16 protein-coding genes are annotated in these 22,128 nt (G+C 31.3%); 9 read left to right on the top strand and 7 right to left on the bottom strand.

Annotation, left to right across the window (positions count from 1 at the left end):
- The first annotated feature begins 157 nt into the window (after positions 1-157).
- From V9L04_RS16195 to V9L04_RS16185, 3 genes are read left to right on the top strand one after another with little or no spacing between them, the layout of a single operon-like run.
- On the top strand, positions 158-1,627 hold the full coding sequence (locus V9L04_RS16195; RefSeq protein WP_338790904.1) for an AAA family ATPase: 1,470 nt from the start codon (positions 158-160) through the stop codon (positions 1,625-1,627).
- A complete protein-coding gene (locus V9L04_RS16190; protein WP_338790903.1) occupies positions 1,624-2,259 on the top strand; it encodes a hypothetical protein in 636 nt (211 codons plus the stop codon). The genes V9L04_RS16195 and V9L04_RS16190 overlap by 4 nt, the downstream gene beginning before the upstream one ends.
- A complete protein-coding gene (locus tag V9L04_RS16185; RefSeq protein WP_338790902.1) occupies positions 2,246-3,316 on the top strand; it encodes an aminopeptidase in 1,071 nt (356 codons plus the stop codon). Before V9L04_RS16190 ends, V9L04_RS16185 begins: the two co-directional genes overlap by 14 nt.
- A gap of 277 nt (positions 3,317-3,593) precedes the next feature.
- On the opposite strand, the gene V9L04_RS16180 is transcribed toward V9L04_RS16185, so the two are convergent.
- Both V9L04_RS16180 and V9L04_RS16175 read right to left on the bottom strand, forming a co-directional pair.
- On the bottom strand, positions 3,594-7,103 hold the full coding sequence (locus tag V9L04_RS16180; RefSeq protein WP_338790901.1) for a GMC oxidoreductase: 3,510 nt from the start codon (positions 7,101-7,103) through the stop codon (positions 3,594-3,596).
- A gap of 503 nt (positions 7,104-7,606) precedes the next feature.
- Positions 7,607-11,554 (bottom strand): two-component regulator propeller domain-containing protein, encoded by a 3,948-nt coding sequence (locus V9L04_RS16175; protein WP_338790900.1) that lies wholly within the window; start codon positions 11,552-11,554, stop codon positions 7,607-7,609.
- 396 nt (positions 11,555-11,950) lie between these two features.
- Here V9L04_RS16175 and ubiE point away from each other — a divergent pair, with 396 nt between their 5' ends.
- Both ubiE and V9L04_RS16165 read left to right on the top strand, forming a co-directional pair.
- Complete coding sequence (ubiE, locus tag V9L04_RS16170) at positions 11,951-12,676, top strand: bifunctional demethylmenaquinone methyltransferase/2-methoxy-6-polyprenyl-1,4-benzoquinol methylase UbiE (protein WP_338790899.1); 726 nt, start codon at positions 11,951-11,953, stop codon at positions 12,674-12,676.
- A 37-nt stretch (positions 12,677-12,713) separates the two neighbouring features.
- On the top strand, positions 12,714-13,484 hold the full coding sequence (locus tag V9L04_RS16165; protein ID WP_338790898.1) for a porin family protein: 771 nt from the start codon (positions 12,714-12,716) through the stop codon (positions 13,482-13,484).
- A gap of 67 nt (positions 13,485-13,551) precedes the next feature.
- Here V9L04_RS16165 and V9L04_RS16160 read toward each other — a convergent pair whose 3' ends face one another.
- The 5 genes from V9L04_RS16160 to V9L04_RS16140 all read right to left on the bottom strand — a co-directional run bounded on the left by V9L04_RS16160 (position 13,552) and on the right by V9L04_RS16140 (position 18,374).
- Positions 13,552-14,337, bottom strand: a complete 786-nt coding sequence (locus tag V9L04_RS16160) for a TIGR02757 family protein (protein WP_338790897.1) — start codon at positions 14,335-14,337, stop codon at positions 13,552-13,554.
- A gap of 11 nt (positions 14,338-14,348) precedes the next feature.
- A complete protein-coding gene (locus tag V9L04_RS16155) occupies positions 14,349-15,227 on the bottom strand; it encodes a hypothetical protein (RefSeq protein WP_338790896.1) in 879 nt (292 codons plus the stop codon).
- Between the two features lie 101 nt (positions 15,228-15,328).
- On the bottom strand, positions 15,329-16,162 hold the full coding sequence (locus V9L04_RS16150; RefSeq protein WP_338790895.1) for a hypothetical protein: 834 nt from the start codon (positions 16,160-16,162) through the stop codon (positions 15,329-15,331).
- A 208-nt stretch (positions 16,163-16,370) separates the two neighbouring features.
- Positions 16,371-17,747, bottom strand: coding sequence for a UDP-N-acetylmuramoyl-L-alanine--D-glutamate ligase (gene murD / locus V9L04_RS16145; RefSeq protein ID WP_338790894.1), 1,377 nt, complete (start codon positions 17,745-17,747; stop codon positions 16,371-16,373).
- 165 nt (positions 17,748-17,912) lie between these two features.
- The gene (locus tag V9L04_RS16140) at positions 17,913-18,374 is read right to left on the bottom strand and encodes a thiol-disulfide oxidoreductase DCC family protein (protein ID WP_338790893.1); all 462 of its coding nucleotides are present in this window, start codon (positions 18,372-18,374) and stop codon (positions 17,913-17,915) included.
- A gap of 171 nt (positions 18,375-18,545) precedes the next feature.
- Between V9L04_RS16140 and V9L04_RS16135 the strand changes: the two genes are divergently transcribed.
- From V9L04_RS16135 to V9L04_RS16120, 4 genes are all read left to right on the top strand, one after another.
- Positions 18,546-18,752 carry a hypothetical protein gene (locus V9L04_RS16135; RefSeq protein ID WP_338790892.1) on the top strand — a complete coding sequence of 69 codons (207 nt, stop codon included), beginning with the start codon at positions 18,546-18,548 and terminating at the stop codon, positions 18,750-18,752.
- Between the two features lie 106 nt (positions 18,753-18,858).
- Positions 18,859-20,073, top strand: a complete 1,215-nt coding sequence (gene lhgO, locus V9L04_RS16130; RefSeq protein WP_338790891.1) for an L-2-hydroxyglutarate oxidase — start codon at positions 18,859-18,861, stop codon at positions 20,071-20,073.
- A gap of 48 nt (positions 20,074-20,121) precedes the next feature.
- Positions 20,122-21,306, top strand: a complete 1,185-nt coding sequence (locus tag V9L04_RS16125; RefSeq protein WP_338790890.1) for a hypothetical protein — start codon at positions 20,122-20,124, stop codon at positions 21,304-21,306.
- Positions 21,307-21,364: 58 nt separating this feature from the next.
- Complete coding sequence (locus tag V9L04_RS16120) at positions 21,365-22,126, top strand: hypothetical protein (protein ID WP_338790889.1); 762 nt, start codon at positions 21,365-21,367, stop codon at positions 22,124-22,126.
- Positions 22,127-22,128 lie beyond the last annotated feature (2 nt).

Genomic DNA, 22,128 nt, shown 5'->3' with positions numbered 1-22,128 from the left:
CCTGTAATTATCATAGTAATCATAAAAATCACTTGCTAATAATGTCTTACTACTTAATACCCAATAAATCACAATTCAAATATGTTTAATTTATCATTTTCTATTTCTAAAATGCCATTAGTGTTTTAGTAAAGCGACATCAAATAATATCATAACTATGCAATTCGAATTTAAAAATTTAGGAACAATAAAAGAAGCCCAATTAGAAATGGGTAATCTAACCGTTATCTGTGGAAAAAATAATACGGGGAAAACGTATTTGACGTATGGGGTTTGGGGAGTAATAGCTAGTATAACATTAGAATCAAGCTCTGATTTCATTCAAGATATGAGTCTATATGATATAGAAAAAATAAAAGGTGCAATAAAAGAAAGCAAAAGATATAGTTTTACGATAGACAAAAATTCTTTAGAACATATTGGTAAGAAGTACATGAACATTATACAGAATAATATGAAGTCTGTCTTTGCTTCAAATGATTCTCTGTTTGAAAACTCATATGCAAATTTTAATAATGAAGTAAAAGAATATCAACATACACTCAATTTTGACAATAAAATTTATTCAAAATCATCATTCGATGATAAATATGAAACTGTAATTTCACAAGAAGGATTAACTATACACATAGATTATAGTACAGATTTAAAGTTTAAAATAAATGCTGCTTCTGATTTTTTTATGGAACAAGGTGAAATAACAAAAGAAGAAATATCTTTTAGAGAAATGCTAGTCAATAGAGCGATAGATATACTTATTACTGGTTTTGCTCTTAGAAGACCCAATTTTCCTACTTTCCTCCTTCCAGCTCAAAGAGATAGCATAGAATTATTTTATAAAGAATTAGACAAAAATAGAAGTCATTTATTAGAAAAATTAAGAACTACAAGAGATTTAAGTTTATTGGATAAAGAAAGTTCACGCTTTCCACAACCCATCGAAAAACTAATTGATTTCGCTAGAGATTTGACACGCCAAGTCATCAAAACGGAAAGTTTTCTCGCCAAAGAACATCCCGAATTATTAAAAGAAATTGAGAATCTTTTGGGAGTAACGTATGAAGTTTCGGGCGATGAGGTTTTGATAAAAGATAATAAAGATAAAAATTCTACTCAAAAAATTCCTGCCTATATGGCTTCTACGTCGGTGCGTTCGTTGATGCACTTGCATTTTTGGCTAAAACACAAAGCTCAAAAAGGTGATTTATTGATGATTGACGAACCAGAATTGAATTTACATCCAGAAAATCAAATCAAAATGGCTCGTTTGTTTGCTAAACTTGTCAATGCAGGAATTAAGGTTTGGATAACGACACACAGCGATTATATCATAAAAGAACTCAATAATTGTTTGATGTTTTCACAAGAAATAGAGAATAAAAAAGAACTTTTAGAAGAGTTAGGCTATAAAGAAAACGAAATTTTGAAACGTGATGATATTCGTGCTTACATTGCTCGTTATGATGAAAAACTAGAAGGTTGTACAGTAGACAAAGTAGAATTCGATGAATATGGAATGGTTATGACTACTTTTGATGAGCAAATTGATAAAATAAATGCTATTACCGAATCTCTCGCTGATGCGATTGTAGAAAGTAAAACTAATAAACAAACGATAGCAGAATGAATCAAATCAAAAAAATAGAAAGTCTTATTAATCAAACAATCGTTACCTTATCTTCTGAAAAAATAATTGATTATATTGACATAGAAGAAAATCAAGAAACAGCAAAACTCACTAAACTGACTATTGAAAATCTTCCAAAAGATGCTTTAGTTTTTACGCTTGACGCTCGTGTTTTAAATATTCGAAATCAGTTTTTGAGTGAAGAATGTCAAATAAAAGGAGTAAATAAAGGGTGTGATGCAATTTTGATTTGTGAGTTAGAAGGTAAAATAAACGTCTTGTTTTGTGAACTTAAATCATTTGATTTTAGTGCAAATGATTATGAATTACAATTTGAAAATAGTTTTCTGTTTTTGGAATATTTATGTAAAATGATAGAAGTTTTTGAGGGAGAAAAAATAGAATTTGTCCCCAGATACTTTTTATTTTGTTTGAAAGTTGCTAGAAAAGGTAAGAAAAACACAACACGTTACAAAGAAGAAATACGAATAGAGTACAAAGAATTTGAAAAAATCATTTATCAAAAAAAGAATTTACATAAGGTAAGTTTTGTTGTACAGAATAAAAATAAGAAGTACACAAAAAAAATCAGTCTGCAAGATTTAATAAAAATCAAAGATGAAACGCTTTAAAATCAACAAAAAAAAACTACTAAAATACACAGGCATTTTTCTCTTGCTTCTTTCTGCCTTAGCAATTTGGCAAAGAGAACTTGTTGCTTACGGACTTTTGCAGCTTAACGGACAATTAGAAGTCATGAATAATGCTCGTTCGTTTGAAGAACTAAAAAAAGATGTAAATTTTCCAGATTCTCTAAAAGCAAAAATAAAAATTATTGAAGAAGCTAGAAAATTTGGAATGGAAAAACTGGGAATGAAATTTTCTCAAAATTACACCAAAATATACGACCAAAAGGGAGAAAATATTTTATGGAATGTTTCAGCTTCTTATCCCTATAAATTAGAAGCCTATGAATGGAAATTTCCGATAGTAGGAAAATTCTCTTATAAAGGTTATTTTGATTTAGAGAAAGCTAAAAAGGAAAGAGATAGATTGAAAAATGAAGGCGAAGAAGGAGTTAAATTTGATACAAATATTCGTTCTGTTTCAGCTTGGTCGACTCTAGGCTGGTTTGAAGATGTTTTGCTTTCCAACAATTTAGAAAGAGATGAAGGCGATTTGGTAGAACTTATTTTACACGAACTTACCCACGCCACACTTTATGTAAAAGACAGTGTAAATTTTAATGAAAATCTCGCTAATTTTATAGGAGAAGAAGGTGCAAAACTATTTTTAGAAAAAAAATATGGTAAAGATTCAAAAGAATTAAATGATTATATTTTTTCACTTCAAGATTCTAAAAAATATAGAAACTTTATGCTTTTGGCTTCTACTTCCTTAGATTCAGTTTATCGCTATGGAATGGAAAACAGTCTTTCAGATATACAAAATGAAATAGCTAAACAAAATCATTTTAATCTAATCAAATCAAAAATAGATACAGTTTCATTGTCAAATAAAAACTGGGCAAAACGTTTTCAAGAAAGAGAACTCAATAATACTAATTTTATGAGTGTGAGAAGGTATAATTCCAGTCAAGATACATTGAAAACCATTTATAAAGGACAGTTTAATCAAGATTTGAAAGCATTTTTGAAATACTTTAGTGAAAAATATCCGTCTTTATAGAACCAATAAATATACGAAATTTATTTTAATGAAGTTGGTTTGGTATAACAAGATTTTGAAAAATTATCAAACAATTGCATAAAAAAACTCAAACCAAAACGACTTGAGTTTTTTTATGTGATTTGTTATTTACTAAAAATCAATTCTGTATCCTACTATTTTTATTTTTCACTCTCAACGACGGCAACGCCTTGTTGACGGTTAAAAAATAGCAAAATAAACCGTCGTTGAGACTCAAATGAAGCCGTCAACGAGGATTTAAAAAATAGAATAAAAGTCAATTATTCTTATCCAAAAATTCTACTACAAAATGCCAAACATCTCTATCGGCATTTTTTCCGATAACACAATCTTGGTGTCCGTAACCTTCTATTACATGACGCTCGTAATGCTGTTCTGGATTGAGAGCTTTTAAACGGTTGTAGGTTCTTTCAGTTGCTTCTGGAACAAAAACTTCATTCTTTTCTCCATGAACAAAACACATCGGAATATTTAAACGGTCTTTTGCGTGAGGTAAATACACATCTTCTCCTTCAGCATTTCTCAATTCTTTTTCTCTTGACATGAGAGTAAGTTGCTCATAGGTAGTCAGATTTGTTACTCCAAACATCTCGTGGAAAGAATCAAATGTTTTCTCATCAATATTTTCTTTTTCGTAGAGTGTAGAAAACATAAATGTAACTCGGTTGGCAATTGGGTCATTCGTATCCGAACCCAAAACACTAGAATAGGCTTTTACAGCTGTATTTAAGGCTTTATCTAACCAACCCGAATTTGAATCTGTGTAGGCAGTCATCGTCTTAACTCCAAATTTTTTGAGAAGCGTCGGAACGTGTGCAGCAGCTTTGAGTTTGATTTGTTCGCCTCCAATAATATCAGTAGCTACTTGAAAACAAACCATTGAACGAACTCCTTTCAATCCTGCCAGCATTGCCATAACACCAGTAACTGCGCCAACACAGTGCGTAAAGAGTTGAATGTCTTTTTCGCCAGTAACCTCTAATACTTTATCTACACAAGCAGGAAAATCTTTGAGTGCAATATCGTCAGCTGTAGCTTGGTCTTTTGCAGACGGAAGCGCAATACTTGTACGATATTCCATTACCCAAACATCGTAGCCATGAGCGCAAAGATATTCTACCAAATTTGTATCAGGCGTATCAATTTCAAAGATAAGTCCTGAAACACTAAATCCATGAGCAAGCATTACCGAACCTTTATTGACTCCCATCTCTAATACTTCCTTGTTTCTTCCATCGTAACGAGTAAGTCGCAAAGCCACACCATCAGAAGTGGTAACTGGATAAATTTGTGGTTCAGGCGCACGTAAAGGTCGTTTTTTTCGTGGTGGCGCACTAGGATTGAACGGTGAATCTCTAGCAAAAACACCTCCATACGTATCATAAAGATTTCCTGCAAAGTATTTTCCAAAACTATACAGAGCTTTTAGTTTTTCAGTATTTGTATCAGCATGAAGAGCTTTCATAGTTGTCATTTGTTTGATAAAATCAGTCAAATGAACATGAATAATTCCTTGTGATTTAATGTAGTCTTTATCTTTATCTAACAGTTCTTCTTTTACACTTTCTATATCTGCATAAATAGTAGTGTAAAGTGTTGTTGTGTCACTCCACATATCAAAACCTTTGTCTCCTCGTATGGTTTTATAACCTTCAAAGTTGTAGCTTTCTCCACTTGGATTGAATAATTTTGCTTTATAAACCATTCTTTTGGTTTCCATTTCACCTTCATATTCTACAAAGAGTTGAAAACTTCCTTCGCTAATCAAAAGTGGGTCTGCTGAAAGTGATGGAGCTTCTACTGTTCCGACCATTCTAGACAAATGCTCTTTGTTGTGTAGCATTTTTTCCAAATCTTCACAAATAACTGTCAGCGTAATTTTGAATTCTTGATTTTTAGATTTACCAAAATTATATTCTCTCTCAAACTCTTCTTCACTTTTACATTTTGGTTCTTCAGCTGTTTTTTCATTAATAAATCCTTTCATGGTTTCAGTAAACTGAATTCCGATAGGCATTTCTTCTAATTCTTTCAAGATAGGAGCTTTTGAAGGCAAATCGTAATTGATTTCCCACCCTTTTTCTCTAGCCATAATTTTACAAATACGCTCTGAAAGTGCTGAAATTGTCAAGAGTGGATTTGCCCCCAACGAACGAGGAACAATCGAACCATCAGCAATATAAAGATTTTCATAAACAGCATCTTCTTCTGCTTTTGTACAAAAAACTTGTCCTTTATGATTGACAACACCTTCACGAGTATCTTCACCCATAATACAACCACCTAAAGGATGAACAGTTACTAAATCTTTATTAAATAATTTTGTCCAAGTAGGATTCGGAACACTTGTGCCATTGAGAGCCTTAGTAGCTTCTCCAATATGGTCGCTGGCTTTTTTGAATATCTCTTCATTTCCAACACCTGACCACGAAATTTGCAAACGGTTATCTTTCAAAGTCAGCACACCTGCACTTTTATCATGTGTCATGATGAGATAAGTTTGTGTATTTTGAGTTGCTCCTTTATAAGCACCTCGTACTACACTTTCTAATTCTCTTTTTTTCTCTATTACTTCACTTACAAATCCTTCTTTATTTTCATCTTTTCCTGCAAGACTAGCCATTGTTATCATAAACTCAGGAAAAATCTTTGCCATTGGCGAAGGCGCAGAACCTTCTTCCAAAATCATTCCCTCTTCTTTATTTTCTGTTTTTCTAAGGTCAATTACAGAAGTAATACAAGGTCCAACAGGATTGTCTTTATCTAAATGTTGTCCTCTTCCAATTCCGTTTATTTTTTCATTTGTATTATATCCAAAACCCAAAACATCGCCATTTCCAGAAAAATGGAAGCCTAATTTGTTTGAAACCTCTAATCCTTTATCTCTAGAACGAAGCATAATTTCAGTAGAACCAAGTGTTCCTGCCGACAAAACAACTGTATCTGCTGTTACATACATTTCAGGAGCATCAAATTTTGTGCGTTGCGCTCCCAAGAGTTCGAAATGTACAATCCATTGCTCTCCATTTTTTTCTAAATGAGAAACCGAACATTCGACAAAAATATCTGCTCCAAAGTTTACAGCATCGGGCAAATAATTCATCATAGTCGTATTTTTTGCACCTACATTACAACCCGAAACACAATCTCCACAGAGATTACAAGGTTTTTGTTCTACGCCAACATGATTTTCTCCATCAATATCAAAATTTACATTAATATCTGTTTTATAAAAAGGCTGATTCATCGCCTTTGCAGACTTTCGATGTGCTTCTAACTTGTCTAGTTTAGGAAAAGTATCAGGATATGGATTTGGTTTTAGCATTTGATAGGCTAAACGATAGCCTTCTTCTAAATCGCTCTGAGGGTTTTCTGATTCATCTTGTAGTATCTTAGGAAATACTTTTTCTTTGAGAACCCATTTTTCTGGACGAATAGAAACGTTTGCATTGACAAGCGAAGTACCACCTAGTCCACAACCTTTAAAAACATTTATATCATCATCTATCCAAAAATCATAAAGAGCAGATTGAGAACCTATTCTTTTATTGTTTAGATTGAACTGCATAGCAGAAGCAGCTTCTGTTTGTGTATCTGGGAATTCTCCTGTGAGATATTCTTTTCCTCTCTCTAACAAACAGACTTTTTTTCCTGCACGAGAAAGACGAGAGGCAGTAATTGAACCTCCATAACCAGAACCAATCACAACCACATCATAATGAGGAAGCATTTTTTCGATAGGCTTGGATAAGCGACGATTTTTCATAAAAATTAAGTAAGATTTAGAGTGAAATTATTTTGTTCCCTAATCTAGTTAAAAAAATGAAAAATACATAGGATTGAAGAAAGACAAATTATAAATTATGAAATATTTATTCAGAGAAGCTAAGTAGGAATAAAATAAATTATTGATTATCAACAACTTACATTTTTAAATAATTTATCAAAAAAAACACTTTTTTTAGTAGAACTTTTACAAGTTTTAAAAAGCATATTATAGACTTTGACTAAGGAACAAGAATTAAATAAATTACTATTTTCAAACATTCAATTAACTGGTAATCAATAAATTAAATTCGCATTAATAAACAGGGTTAAAACCCTGTTCAATTAAAAAACTACTTTTTATAATTTTTTACAAAGATATGTTTTCAAAAATAGGCTATGAATTATAAATTGGACAGGGTTTTTATAGATAGCTAAAAATGTAAATTTATTTTTTCTACATTCCTAAGCAATAAATAGGTGTAAATATTTTAATTCAAATAACTATTCTATTCTCACACCCACTACCAAAATATCATCTGTTTGTTTTAGATTTCCACGCCACATTTCTAAAGCTGCTTGTAGTTTTTCTTCTTGTTCTGCTGCTGATAAATAATGATATTCTAATAAAAACTCTCTAAAACGACGACTCATAAATTTACGATTTTCTTCTCCTCCAAACTGGTCTGGGAAACCATCTGTATAAAGATAAAAAACATCCCCCTTTTGATATTCAATAGAATGAGTTTGAAAATTCTTTTCTTGTACTTTTTTCGTTCCCATATTTCCAATTGGATAACGAGTAGCTTTTATTTGATGAATTTCATTATCTCTAATAAAACACAAATCTAGTTTTGCAGCAGCATACTTGAGCACTTTCTTAGATTTATCGACACTAAAAATTCCGATGTCCATTCCATCTTTTCGTTTAGAATCGTTTGAAAAGGTTTCTTCTAATCTTTTATCTAAAAGAGTAAGAATTTGAGCTGGGTCTTCAATATGACTTTCTCTAATAATCTGATTCAGAATAGAGTTTGTCATTACTGTCATAAATGCCCCTGGAACGCCATGTCCAGTACAATCAATGACGGCAAAAGTAATAATACCTGTTTCTTTATTTTCATAAAACCAATAAAAATCTCCACTCACTACATCACGAGGACGATAAAAAACAAAAGCATCTTCAAAATGAGATTTTATTTCAATTGGTTTTTTCAAAATTGCTTGCTGAATTCTGAAAGCATATTGAATACTATCTGAAAGATGTCCTACAGTATCTTGTAAGGCCTCTTTTTGCAAATGAACTTCTCTGTAAGCTCTTGCTTTCAGGAAAGAAGAAACAGCATGTTCGGTAAAACGCTGCAACTGACGAGATTCTGTAAGCGAAAAAGAACGTTCTTTTTCAAAATCAAAAACTAATATTGCTTCTGGAAAATTTCCTATCAAAATTGGAATAACAAGCGAAAAACGAGGAAGATAAGGAGCAAGTAAATATTCTCTATCTGTTGGATACACTTTATAAAAATAGCGAGCCAACGGAACTCCCCATTTGAAATAATTAATTACTCTATCAAAAGATAGTTTTTCGGGCAAACGGTGCGTATAGCCATGTGGAACAGCTACATGGAAATAATCTTCTTGATAATACAGAAAATAACCTTTATCGGTATCTTTTACCAGTGTTAGAGCTTGTTCTAAAAGCGTCTCTAAAACATTTTCAAAGGTAACTTGCTGATTTACACTTGCTACAATTCTATCAATGACTTCTAATTCTGAGGCTTGGTTTTGTGTTTCTCTTGTTTTAACTAATAATGCTTCTGTACGACTTTCTACAAGTTCTTCTAATTTTCTGCGTTGATTTTCAATTATTCCTGCTCTCCACTTATAAATAAAATAAGCAACAACAAGAATAAGAACAACTAATGCCAGCCAAAACCAAATAATTTGAGTTAGTTTTGGTTGTATTCTAAATGAAAAACTTGTTCCTTCTTCATTCCAAACACCATCACTATTAGCAGCTTTTACTTGAAAAATATATTTCTTGGGAGGCAAATCGCCATAAAAAACAGTTCTTTTATCTGTAAATCGCCATTCTTCATCATATCCTTCTAGCTTGAATTTATAAGTTACTTTTTGAGGTGACACAAAAGTAAGTGCATCAAAATGAATTTCTAAATTATTTAGTTCAGAAGGAAAAACTACTTTCCCATTTGCATCTGTTTCTTTCAAACTCCAATTTTTTCCATTTTCATCAAAAACACCTTCTACAATTACGTTTGGTTTGGGTAAAAGACTATGTAGAGTAGTATAATTAAAAGAAGAAATGCCTTGTGCTGTCGGAATCCAAATATTTCCATTTTGGTCAGTTGTGATGTTAGGATATGAAAGTGATGCACAATCACTGCTTCGAAGTCCGTCATTTTCATCGAATGAAGTAATTTTTAGATTATCTGTTTTTTGTGTAATCCAATTTGTAAAATTATCATTCGAAACTGTCCAAACGCCATCATTACTTGTAAACCACCACGTCGAACTTACTTTTAAAATAGAATGAATAGCATCACTAGACCAATGACTTGTCGATTTTGGAGTAGTTATTTTTCCATTATCATAAGTAGAAATTCCATTTTTAGTTCCTATATAAATCGTATTATCCAAAGGGTCTTGATACAAACTCAAAACCAAGTTATCAGCCAACCCATCTTGTGTAGTAAATGAAAAAAATGAAGGTGTTATGTTTCCTTTGGTATCTGAATATGGATTTTCTATCAATAAAATACCGTTGTCTTCTGTTCCTATTAAAATTTGTCCGTCGTGAGTTTCCAAAACACAAGTCAGATTATCAGAAGCCAATCCATTTGAAGTAGTATAATTTGTAATTTTATTTGTACCTAATCTAGTATCATCAAAAATACTTAATCCTTGTGTTGTGGCAATTAAAAGTGTTTTGGATTTTTTCTGACTTACTCTAATTGCTCTTACAAAATTTCCTACCAATCCATTTTTTGTATCGAAAGTAGTTATTTGTTTATTTTCAGCGTTGTATTTTGCTATTCCTCCTCCATACGTTCCTATCCAAAAAAGAGGTTGATTTAATTCATTTTTTGTAGCTGTAATACTTCTGACATGATTGTGTGGCAAACCATTTTTGATTGTCAGATAAGAAAATGTATTAGCTTGATTTATAATAGAAATTCCATCACTCTGTGTTCCTACCCAAATTTGTTTATTAGTAGTATTTTCAGTATCAGAATAAGCAAAAACACAATTGGTCAAATTATCAGAAAGTCCTTCTAAAGTAGAATAAGGAGTAAACTTGCTATCATTCAATCGCAAAAGTCCACCTCTGTTCATGCCGACCCACAAACTACCCTCTTTATCTTCAAAAAGTGCTGTAATGCTGTTACTTGCCAGTTCTTCTTTTGTAGTTAAGGCTTCAAATTTTTCTAAACTAGGAATGTAACGCAAAAGTCCTCGGCTATTTGTTCCTATCCAAAGTGAACCTAATCTATCGATAAGTAGAGTATTGATAGTGGCACTTTTAATAAGCTGATTTTTATCAGAATAAGTGTTTGTTTGTTTTGTTACTTCGTTTTCTGATAAAATATTAAAATTTCTGAGCGCATTTGTTTCTACATTCCAATAAAAAAGACCATTCGCAGTTCCTATATAAAGATTATTTTCGGCATCGCTTTCTAGTGTCAAAATCTGCAAATCAGGCAAAGGAATAGAAATCGGAATAACTTTTCCAGAATCTAAATCAAACTTGGCAAGTCCTTCATCTGTTCCAATCCAAAGCGTATTATGTCTATTTTTTGTATCCTTTAAAAGTGTATTTACTTTTACATTTAAAAAACCATCTTTTTGTGTATAATTCCTAAATACATTTCTACGATAACGGCTAAGTCCTTTTGGTGTTCCTATCCAAATACTTTGTTCCCACTCTTCCAAACATAGAATAGTATTATTGATTAAATCTTTTTGAGTATTAAAATTCTTAAATGTTAGAAAGTTATAATTAGAAAGCCCTTCTCCATTTGTTCCAATCCATAAACCATCTTGTTCTGTATTCTGTACTACCGAAATAAAATTATCTGGAATTCCAGTATTTACGTTGTTTTTCAAATCGGTAGGTGCAGAAAAAACTTTAAATTCTCTACCATCAAACTTGACAAGTCCATTGTGTGTTCCTATCCACAAATAACCATCATCAGATTGAGTAATTGAAGTAATGCTGTTTTGAGGAAGTCCATCTCTTTTTTGCCACGTATTTTGGCTATACTGCGTGATTTTTTTGGAAGAAGAAAGAAATGACTGAGCTTGGGAAGAAATAATGCAAACAAAAGACAGGAAGAAAAAAAGAAAACAGAATAAAAACCACAAACAAAAACCCTTTACAAATTGTAAATTGAGAGAAAAATAAGATATTTTTTTGTTAGAAGTAAAAGACACTTTTAATAGAATGGATTGTTTTTTTTGAAACTAATAACCTAGCTTAGAAAGACTAAAAAAATAAATTTACATTTTTAGCTATCTATAAAAACAGAATTAAAATCCTGTTCAATTAAAAAACTACCTTTTGTGATTTTTCACAAAGATATGTTTTCAAAAATAGGCTATGAATTATAAATTGGACAGGGTTTTAACCCTGTTTATTAATGGGTGAATTTATTCATTTTATATTCCTTAGACAGGACAAAATACGATTATTTTCTGATAAATTGGATTAAACCTCAGTCATTCATAAATAATATAATTTGTAATTAGCTTCACTGCTCTAGCAGGTCGTAATTGACTAAAGAATTACTTAACTTTGCAAACTCTTTTAACAAATATAACACAAAGATTATGACAGTTATTCCTTATAAAGACCAAACAGCTTCTAAAAAAGACCAAGTAGCACAAATGTTCGATAATATATCGAATAACTACGATTTACTCAATCGAATACTAAGTGGTGGAATAGATATTATTTGGAGAAAAAAAGCCATTTCATACCTCAAATCCGAACGCCCTCAACTGATGCTTGATGTAGCAACAGGAACAGGTGATTTTGCCATTGAAGCCTATAAAAAACTCAAACCTAAGAAAATAGTGGGTGTAGATATTTCTACAGGAATGCTGTCTTATGGAAGAGAAAAAATAGAAAAATTAGGACTTCAAGATATTATCGACTTAAAAGTTGGAGATTCTGAAAAATTACCATTTCCAGACAATACTTTTGATGCTGTTACCGTTTCTTTTGGAGTAAGGAACTTCGAAAATTTGGAACAAGGATTGAGAGATATTTACCGAGTTTTGAAAAAAGGTGGTTCACTTGTTGTACTAGAATTTTCACAACCAGAAGCATTTCCTATAAAACAATTCTACTCATTTTATTCAGCACAGATACTTCCAAGAATCGGAAAAACGATTTCTAAGGATACTTCAGCCTATACCTATTTGCCTGAATCTGTTGCTGCATTTCCGTACGGACAAGATTTTCTTCAAATTATGGAAAAGGTAGGTTTTGTTTTTACACGAGATGAAGCACTTACTTTTGGAATAAGTTCGATTTATTACGGAAAGAAATAAATTTTTCTTTTTGTTATTCTATTCTTTACTTTTAACTATGAAAATCAGACAAAAAAACACTTTATTTTCAGTTCTCTTTGTTTTATTATTTTTTGGAATTACTTTTTCTGTTTCAGCTCAAGTTATGAACAAGAAAAAGCCTGTTAATCAGGACAAAAAGCTAAAAGATAAAAGCCTCAACATTCCTGATTATGATTCAAAACCGTTACACTATGGTTTTATTTTGGGATTGCATTATGCTACTATGAGAATAAATTATTCTGACTATTTTACAGACAATACAGATACAACTATTGCTTTATTACCTCAACGTAGTTTTAGTAATTTTGCTGTTGGGATGATTATAGATATTCCTTTGGCTGACCAATGGAATTTTCGTTTTACACCAACAGTAGGTTTATACGAATACAGTATTACTCATAAACAACTTGAACGCTCAAGTGGAAAATATGTAGATACTAAAGTTCCCGTAGAAAGTGTATTCTTTGATTTTCCTATCCTAATGAAATACAAATCAATACGAAGAAACAACAACCGTATGTATATGGTAGGTGGAATTGTTCCAAGTATAAAAGTAGGAGGAAGAAAGCAGCGTAATAACCAAGAAGCCTTTGGAATGGAAGATTATAACTTAGAAGTTACCTATGGTTTGGGTTGGGATCATTACTTTAGTTTTTTCAAATTTGCACCCGAAATCCGTTTTTCGCACGGTATTGCAAATATGAATCTTCGTAATCAAAGTGTTTATTATAAAAATATTGATAGAATGACTACACACAAAATATCATTGTTATTTCATTTTGAATAACTAATTAACATAGTCATTCCTTTAATTACTCTAACAGAAACTATTTTATAATTCTGTTAGAGTTTTTTTATTTCCTTTTGCTTTCCACGCCCAAGCCAAAAAGAGCAAAATCGTATTTTACAGGGTCATTTGCATCAAATAACCTCAAATTTTGGGTAAGTTCTTCAGCTGCTTTCCAATCAGAAATATTTCTCTCCAAGAGTCCTAGCTTTTTGCTTTCCCTTTCTACGTGAATGTCTAATGGACAAATCAAAACAGAAGGTGAAATATTCTCCCAAATTCCAAAATCTACTCCTTTATCATCTTTTCTGACAAGCCAACGCAAGTACATATTCAACCTCTTACAAGCTGATTTCCTCTCAGGTGTACTGATGTGTTTTTTTGTCCTTTGTGGAGCATACTCTATATCAAAAAACGTATTGTGAAAGTGAGCTATATTTTCTTTTTGAGTTTCTTTTGAAGAAAAAAGAATTTCTAAAGAATCATTTTCTTGATAAAATCGCTGTAAAAAATCTAAGAAATAAAGTAAATCTGTAGAGTTAAAAGTACGGTGCTTAAACTCTTGGAAACCTATATTATTCAAATCTGTCGCTTTATGATTTAGGATAAAATCGTGAGGCGAATTATCCATTAATTCCATTATCAAATTACATTTATTGATAATTGTCTTTCGCAATCCCCAAGCTAAAACGGCTGCAAAGAGTGCCGAAATTTCAATGTCTTGTTTCTTTGTAAATCGATGAGGAATTTGGATAGGATCATTCTCTATAAAATCAATGTGGTTGTATTTTTCATATTTTTCTTCTAAAAAGTCTTTTGTCTTTTGGAAATTCTTTGAGTTTAATTTTATCATATTCTAGTTTTTTAAAAAGCATCTAAGGGAGCATTTTCATCAGCATAAAAATCTCCACCAAAATTAGTTCCTCCTCCATTTTTTTCAATGAGTTTGGTATAGAGAATAAAAGTAGCTGCAAAAGTCAGAGGGAGAGTAATGGTTAATCCTAATCCTAAAAAAAGTAAACCTAAAAGATTAAGCAAAGCAAAACCTACCACAAAACCCAAGATACCTATAAAGTTTGCCATTACTAATTTACGACTTGTTTCCATAGCAGACCAAAAATTCATTCTTGCCACTACAATCAAAATAGGAGTAAAAATATAAAGTGTAAAAATAAGACAAGATGGAATCACAAAAAACGCATAAAAACCTATCGTGAAAGTTTCATACGTATTTGTATCAAAAATATCAACTGTGTCATTAACTCCCAACTTTTGAGCTATAAAAAAAATAATTAAAAATGGAATTACTAAAATAACCACAACTAAAATTTGATATAAAGCTAGTTCTTTGATATGTTGAAAACCATCAAATAAATTTTGAAATGAAACCTTATCATTTTCATATATTTTCTGATAATAAGAATAAAAACCAGCCAAAAGAGCTGATATCATTGTCAAATTAACGATTGCTCCCACCAAATAACCAAGTGTTCCCATATAACCTGCAATTTGTGGAACTATAAAAGATAAAGTGAGATAAGAAAAAAAACATAATAAAGTATAAGCTAATAATTGCCCCAAGTGAGGTTTCATAAAATCCCAAGAACGGCTAAATGTATCTGAAAACTCTACACTATACCCTTCCATACGAATGGTAGCAAATTCGTCAGTGGGAGTAAGTCCTGTCTTATTTTGTAGAAGATCATCTTCTGTATAAAAAGTTTCGTTGTCTTGATTTTCCATAAATATCGATAATAAATAGAGGAATAGTAAAAATCAAAAAAAGTCTTACTACATAACGAGGAAGACTTTTTTTAGTTAATTTATATTAGAACAATAAGACATTAAATAGCGTCTAAAGGAGCTTTTTCATCTCCATAGAAAAATTCTCCTGCTCCATTTTTTTCTACCAGTTTTGTATAAAGAATAAAAATAGAAGCATAGGTAAGTGGAACAGTAACAAAAAGTCCTAAGCCACAAAGTAAGGCTCCTGCTGCGTTAATCAATCCCAAAACCCATATAAATCCAAATACTCCACCAAAATTAGCCATAACTAACTTTCGACTTGATTCCATAGCATCCCAAGCTCCAGATTTATTAGTAGCAATAATAACAGCAGTAAATGTATATAATGTAGAAATAATAACCATAGGTATTATAGCGATAAGAAACAAAATACTCATTGTTCCTCCTTGCATCATTTGAATTATTTCATTAGGATCTGAAAAATTAACATTCGCTAAGTCAAAAGCAAAAAAACCTATTAAACCCAATAATATAAAAGGAACATAAGTGAATAAGCTAATTAACAAACCTGAAAGTCCAAGAGGTACAGCATCCTGAAAACTTTCAAAGAAATCAGAAAAAGTAGCATATTTATCTTGGTAGAGTTTAATGAAGAAATAATAAAAACCTGCCAAAACGATAGCATTAATAGCACCATTCAGAATGCTTCCTATATATGGAATTAATCCTAATATCATACTTAGTATGACCACAATAATCACTGCTATTACTAAGAAACCAATAAGAGAACCTAGTTGAGGCTTCATAAAATCCCAACCTTTAGAAATAGTATCTCCTAGTTCTACACTATAGCCTTGTTGGCGTACTTTTGCAAAATCATCATTTACATGAAGGGCTGCTGTTTCATCACTATAAAATTCTTCTGTTGTCATAATTAAAAAATAAAGTTGTTAAATTGTGAAATACATTAAAATTAAAAAAGAGCTTTACACTTTTTATAAAAGTATATATTTTATTAAAAAAACTCAAATGGATAAGTCCATTAACGTAAACATTTGTTAAAAAGTTATTTTTTATTTTTCGTATCAGCTTTTTGTCTATTTGTTAAAACAAAATAGACTTTAAAGCGACTTGTAGATTTTACACATTCTCAGGTTCTTGTCTTTCTCTTGTATTGAGTGCTAATTCTTGTACATAACGACGAAACTGGTCACCTCTATCTTCATAATTTTTGAATAAATCAAAACTAGCACAGGCAGGAGAAAGCAAAACTATATCTTCACTTTCAGCCAAACTAAAAGCTGTTTCGATTGCCTTTTTCATACTCTTGGTTTCTCTAATTTCACTTACTTTTCCTTTAAAAAAGGTAGTTAGTTTATTATTATCTTTTCCCAAACAAACCATTGCACGCACATTCTTTCTAACAGACTCTTCAATAAGTTCATATTCATTTCCTTTATCTACTCCTCCAACAATCCAAATAAGAGGTTTATCAAAACTCTCAAGAGCATAAGAAACAGCATCTACATTGGTTGCCTTTGAGTCATTTATAAATGTAACTCCTTTTATTGTTTTGATTTTTTCTAGTCTGTGAGGTGCATTGACAAACGACTTTAAACCTTTCATAATTTGCTTATCTGAAAGACCAATAATTTGTGCTACCATTCCTGCTGCTGCTATATTTAGAAAATTATGCGCTCCCTTGAGTGGCAAATCTGAAATAGGAATATCTAACATTTGGGCAGGTGTAGCCGAAATTCTTATTTTATTTTGTAGCGATAAATATTCTTTTTGTTTAGAAATATTAATAGGAAGCATTCTCCCTGCAAGACGATGAAAACGAATGTGCTTGAGAGATTCTATATCTTCTTCGTTATAAATAAAAAAGTCTTTGTTACTCTGATTTTCATTGATTTTAAATTTTGCATTCACATAATTTTCCATCTGATAATCATATCTATCCAAATGGTCAGGTGTAATATTGAGCAAAACAGCTACATGAGGACGAAACTCATCAATATCATCTAATTGAAAGCTACTTACTTCAATAACATAATATTCATAATTATCTTCAATGGCTTCACGAGCAAAACTTTTTCCTATATTTCCAGCCAAACAAACACTAAGTCCAGCACTTTTGAGTAAATGGTAGGTAAGAAGTGTGGTTGTGGTTTTGCCATTTGTTCCTGTAATGGCTATTATTTTGCCAGAAACAAAACGAGAAGCAAACTCTATTTCAGAAACTACATCAATATGTTCTAATCGAATAGCTTCCATAATAGGTGCATTTTCAGGAATCCCTGGACTTTTGATAATTAAATCTGCTCCCAAAACTATCGACTCGGTATGCTGTCCTTCTTCATAAAAAATCTTATGATGTTGTAGCTCATATCTATTTTCGTCCGAAAGTTTATTTTTCTCAGAAAGAAAAACATTATACCCCTTTTCGGCTGCAAGGCGAGCTGCGCCTATACCACTTTCTCCACCACCAAGAATAACTACATTTTTTTGTTTCATAATCGTAAAAGCTAGAAGTAAAAGGAATAAAATATTTTTTTAGTAGAAACTACAAATTTGAATTACAAATTCGAATATTCATAATTTTAATTTAAAATTTACATAAAAATTTCTTCTAAAACAAAATTCTAGTAGGTGGAGATATGAAACTAATTGATAAATGAATTATAATTTTTCTATAAATTTAGCTTTCAGTTCGGGCGTAGGGATTCTACATTCATTTTTCTGACCAAACCATTTATATCTATTTTTAGCCACTAAATTATAAATTCCATTTCTTAAAAAAGCAGGTATAATTTTGAAGATGCTAAACAACTTCCAACCTCCTGAAAGTCCTGCTGTAATACGTAAAGCTGCTGTAGATTTGGTTTTTATTTTTCCATTTTCATAAACAATCATCGAATCAAAATCACTTGTATTTCTACCAAAATGCGCTAAAAGAGCCTGTCCAAACTCTGACTGTAGAGAAGCAAAATAAAAATTATTGTTAGTATCTTTATCGATAACAAAATTAATTGCACCATTACAAAGATTACAGACACCATCAAATAAAATGACTACTTTATCTTTAGCTACTTCTTGAAAATTTACTTTTTTTAGTGTTGAGTCTTGAATGAGAGTTTCCATTTTGTTTGAATTTGATTTTAATTAAGTGCAAATTTGTAATTTAATTTTACGTAAAACAAAGATAATTGTTGTTTTGTTTATCACTGCTAAAATCATAGTTTTTAATAATGATTTGATACACAAACTATTATATTGCCTTGATAATTCATTGAGAATAGGAATACATACATCATGGAAGAATCTCTAAGAGAAGAATTCGAAAAATTCTTACAATCAAAAAAAATTAGTCCAAAACTATTCGAAGAAGCTGAAAAAGAACGTTTTGAAGAATGGCAAACTTTATTTTCTGCTGTTCATCCAAAAAGTTTTGTCATGCAAAAACTACATTTAATCAATGATATTAGAAGAAAATATCATTTGGATAAGGAAATTCAATAAAAACTCGTACATTATTTTTTTTCGTCTTTATCCTAGAATTCATCATAAAAATCAATCACTTTGCCGTTGTCGGTGTTTCCACCGACGACAAAATTATATATAAAAAATGAAATACGATATACTCATTGTTGGAGGTGGAATTGTCGGACTTGCGACAGCGTATCAACTTCTTTTGGCTCGTCCTTCCATCAAACTACTTTTAATAGAAAAAGAAAATTCTATTGCGAAACATCAAACTGGAAACAATAGTGGTGTTATTCACTCTGGCATTTATTATAAACCTAATAGTTTGAAAGCTATAAATTGTATTCGTGGCTATGAAATGCTTTTAGATTTTTGTGAGAAAGAAAATATTGCCTTTGATAAATGTGGTAAAATAATCGTAGCCACAAAAGACGAAGAATTGCCAGCACTCAAAACTATTTATGATAGAGGTTTGGAAAATGGTTTGACTGGACTAATAAACATAAAAAAAGAAGAAATTGCTGATTATGAACCCCATGTAAAAGGAGTCGCAGGAATTTTTGTTCCACAAACAGGAATTATTGATTATAAAACGGTTTGTCAGAAATTAGCACAAAAAATAGAGGAACTAGGAGGACATATTCATCTTTCCGAAAAAGTAGAAGATATAAAACTCAATGATGAAACGAATGGGAATATCACTTTAGCAAAAGTAATTACTTCAAATTCAGAGTATCAAACAGGTTTAGTAATAAATTGTGCAGGTCTGTATTCAGACAAAGTCACCAAAATGACAATGCCTGATGCACCTATCAAAATCATTCCGTTTAGAGGAGAATATTACAAACTTGTTCCAGAGAAAAAACATTTAGTCAAAAACTTAATTTACCCTGTTCCAGATCCAAATTTCCCATTTTTGGGTGTTCATTTTACACGCATGATAAATGGCGAAGTAGAAGCAGGACCAAATGCTGTTTTGGCATATAAACGAGAAGGATACAAAAAAACAGATATTTCAATTTCTGAACTATTAGAAACTCTGACTTTCAGAGGTTTTCAAAAAGTAGCCTTCAAATATTGGAAAACAGGTTTGGGAGAAATTCATCGTTCTTATTCTAAAAATGCTTTTACAAAAGCCTTACAAGAACTTATTCCAGAAGTAGAAAAACAAGATTTGATTACTGCTGACGCAGGTGTGCGAGCGCAAGCCTGTGATAAAGATGGAGGGCTTTTAGACGACTTTAAGATTTTGGAAAAGCAAGGTGTCATTAATGTTGTCAATGCACCTTCTCCAGCAGCTACGTCTTCACTTTCTATTGGAAAAACAATTTCTGAAATGGCATTAGAGAGAGTTTAGAAAGTTTTTATCAAAAAAATTGTTCAACGACTTTTAAATTTTAATAAAATGCTAGAAAAAATAGACACAATTCCTTGGGCTAAACTGCAACATGCTTATGGCTCGGCTGCTGATGTACCTGATACTATACGTAGCTTGACATTTTCTGATAAAGAACTTCGTAAAAATGCTCTTTGGGTTCTTTATGGAAACATTTTTCATCAGGGAACACGTTATGAGGCTACTCCTTACGCAATTCCATTTTTATTCGAACTTATTGAGAGTGAATATATTGAAGAGAGACACAAACTTATTTATTATGTTGTTCATTTGGCTTTAGGTTACGAAAATTCGTATTTGTTAGAAGGAATAAATCCACGACAAATAAAGGCAGAACTCAAACATGCACACTCAACCATGTCTGAACAAGAAATCCAGAATAGTAAAGATTATGGATATAGTTATTTGGCTCTTTTGGATTGTTATAGTTTTGTAGAAGAACGAATTCCTATTTTATGGGAAATAATAGAAAAAACACCTAAAAACAACAATATTGAAAACAGAAAATTAATAAACGCAGCTATCTATGCGTTGGCTTGGTTTGCCGAAAAAGGAACAGCATCGATAGAACTTATAAAAAGACAAATTCCTGTTCTGACACATGAAAACGATATTGCAAATTGTATTTTAGCGATTGGTTTGCTTTCCAAAAATACAGAACCAGTTATAGATATTTCTTTTTTAGAAAAGTATTTAGACTCTACTTCTGTTCTTTTAAAAACCTCGGCAGCGATTGCACTAGTGAAATATCCTCTAACAAATCAAATTATCGAAATTTTGATTGATTCAATTACTTCAAATGAGGAACTAAGAAAAATAAACGAAATTCCATTTAACGACGGAAATATAAACGGTTATGCAAGTGGAATGCTTTCTGGTTATGCACAAAATGAAGATGAAGAACAGAAAATACTTTTAGCTTTTTGTCAAGTTTTGGAAAAATTGAATATGTATCAAGCCACCGAAACAACTGGATTTGTTTTGGATATTTTGAATAGAAACAGAACAACTCCTATCAAAGAAACTGACGTAAACGACTTAGAAAAAAATGAAAGAATCGCACTAAGAGCCATTGCAAATTCAAAAGGTTGGGGAGAAGATATATCTTTTGCAAATTTTAGTCTCATGATGAGAGATGCAGGGCTTCCACACTCAAAAAAAAGATTGATAGAATATTTGGGAGAATATTATTAACTTGAATAAGTATAACAGACTTCCTAGTCTGTTCAAAAAACAAAAGAACAAGTAAAAAATGACAATCCACACCCTACAAAAAGAAAAACACCAAGATTTCCTTAAACAAGAACGAATTGACCCAATTACAGGAGATATTCTTCAAGAAGGAGATAGGATTGTGATTTGTGCAAGTTGCAAGTCTGCTTTTTTGGTGGATTCTTGGGAGTATATGAATGACAAGCATTGTGGGCAAAGTATTGCATTAAAGGAGATTCCTATAAATGAAGTTGTTAGGATTGAAAGACCTTATTTGATTGATTTAAAAGATGTGAAAATATTTCCGAATCGTCAAGAAGCTCGTACAACTATCTTTCCTTATTTCCTCTTAGGCTATCTTGTTTGCTTTCTACTTGACCATTACTCCCTTATACATGTTAGTTATAGTGCATTTCTAGTTATGTGTATTTGTTATTATTATGTTCATTTTGGCTCTAAAAAATCATTTTACAAGAATATTTTTAAAATAAAAGATAATACTCTGTTTTTTGATTTGAAAGAAAACGAAGAGAATAAACTAAAAGTTGAAGAAATTAAAAATATAGAACTATATAAATCTAAACGACATTGGAGTGACAATATAATAAGAGACATTTTTTCGCAAAAAAACTCTCTTTACACAATAAAAATCACAGCTAAAAATAAATCAGTATATAAATTACTTCTTCAAAAGAAAGAACTAGAACGCATCTCAAAAGAAACCAATCTTCTACAAAAATTCAATAAAAACTCTCTTCCTTTTCTTTCCGTTAATTCAAAAGTCAAAGAAATAACTGAATAAGA

The sequence above is a fragment of the Bernardetia sp. MNP-M8 genome (assembly GCF_037126285.1).
GTDB lineage: Bacteria > Bacteroidota > Bacteroidia > Cytophagales > Bernardetiaceae > Bernardetia.
Note: the sequence above shows the minus strand (reverse complement) of the source record. Positions and strands in the feature narration are given on the sequence as shown.

Bases quoted from the DNA above. Each gene is read 5' to 3' on its own strand.
- V9L04_RS16195 (WP_338790904.1), top strand. From the start codon at position 158: ATGCAATTCGAATTTAAAAATTTAGGAACAATAAAAGAAGCCCAATTA.
- V9L04_RS16190 (WP_338790903.1), top strand. From the start codon at position 1,624: ATGAATCAAATCAAAAAAATAGAAAGTCTTATTAATCAAACAATCGTT.
- V9L04_RS16185 (WP_338790902.1), top strand. From the start codon at position 2,246: ATGAAACGCTTTAAAATCAACAAAAAAAAACTACTAAAATACACAGGC.
- V9L04_RS16180 (WP_338790901.1), bottom strand. From the start codon at position 7,103: ATGAAAAATCGTCGCTTATCCAAGCCTATCGAAAAAATGCTTCCTCAT.
- ubiE (WP_338790899.1), top strand. From the start codon at position 11,951: ATGACAGTTATTCCTTATAAAGACCAAACAGCTTCTAAAAAAGACCAA.
- V9L04_RS16165 (WP_338790898.1), top strand. From the start codon at position 12,714: ATGAAAATCAGACAAAAAAACACTTTATTTTCAGTTCTCTTTGTTTTA.
- V9L04_RS16160 (WP_338790897.1), bottom strand. From the start codon at position 14,337: ATGATAAAATTAAACTCAAAGAATTTCCAAAAGACAAAAGACTTTTTA.
- V9L04_RS16155 (WP_338790896.1), bottom strand. From the start codon at position 15,227: ATGGAAAATCAAGACAACGAAACTTTTTATACAGAAGATGATCTTCTA.
- V9L04_RS16150 (WP_338790895.1), bottom strand. From the start codon at position 16,162: ATGACAACAGAAGAATTTTATAGTGATGAAACAGCAGCCCTTCATGTA.
- murD (WP_338790894.1), bottom strand. From the start codon at position 17,747: ATGAAACAAAAAAATGTAGTTATTCTTGGTGGTGGAGAAAGTGGTATA.
- V9L04_RS16140 (WP_338790893.1), bottom strand. From the start codon at position 18,374: ATGGAAACTCTCATTCAAGACTCAACACTAAAAAAAGTAAATTTTCAA.
- V9L04_RS16135 (WP_338790892.1), top strand. From the start codon at position 18,546: ATGGAAGAATCTCTAAGAGAAGAATTCGAAAAATTCTTACAATCAAAA.
- lhgO (WP_338790891.1), top strand. From the start codon at position 18,859: ATGAAATACGATATACTCATTGTTGGAGGTGGAATTGTCGGACTTGCG.
- V9L04_RS16125 (WP_338790890.1), top strand. From the start codon at position 20,122: ATGCTAGAAAAAATAGACACAATTCCTTGGGCTAAACTGCAACATGCT.
- V9L04_RS16120 (WP_338790889.1), top strand. From the start codon at position 21,365: ATGACAATCCACACCCTACAAAAAGAAAAACACCAAGATTTCCTTAAA.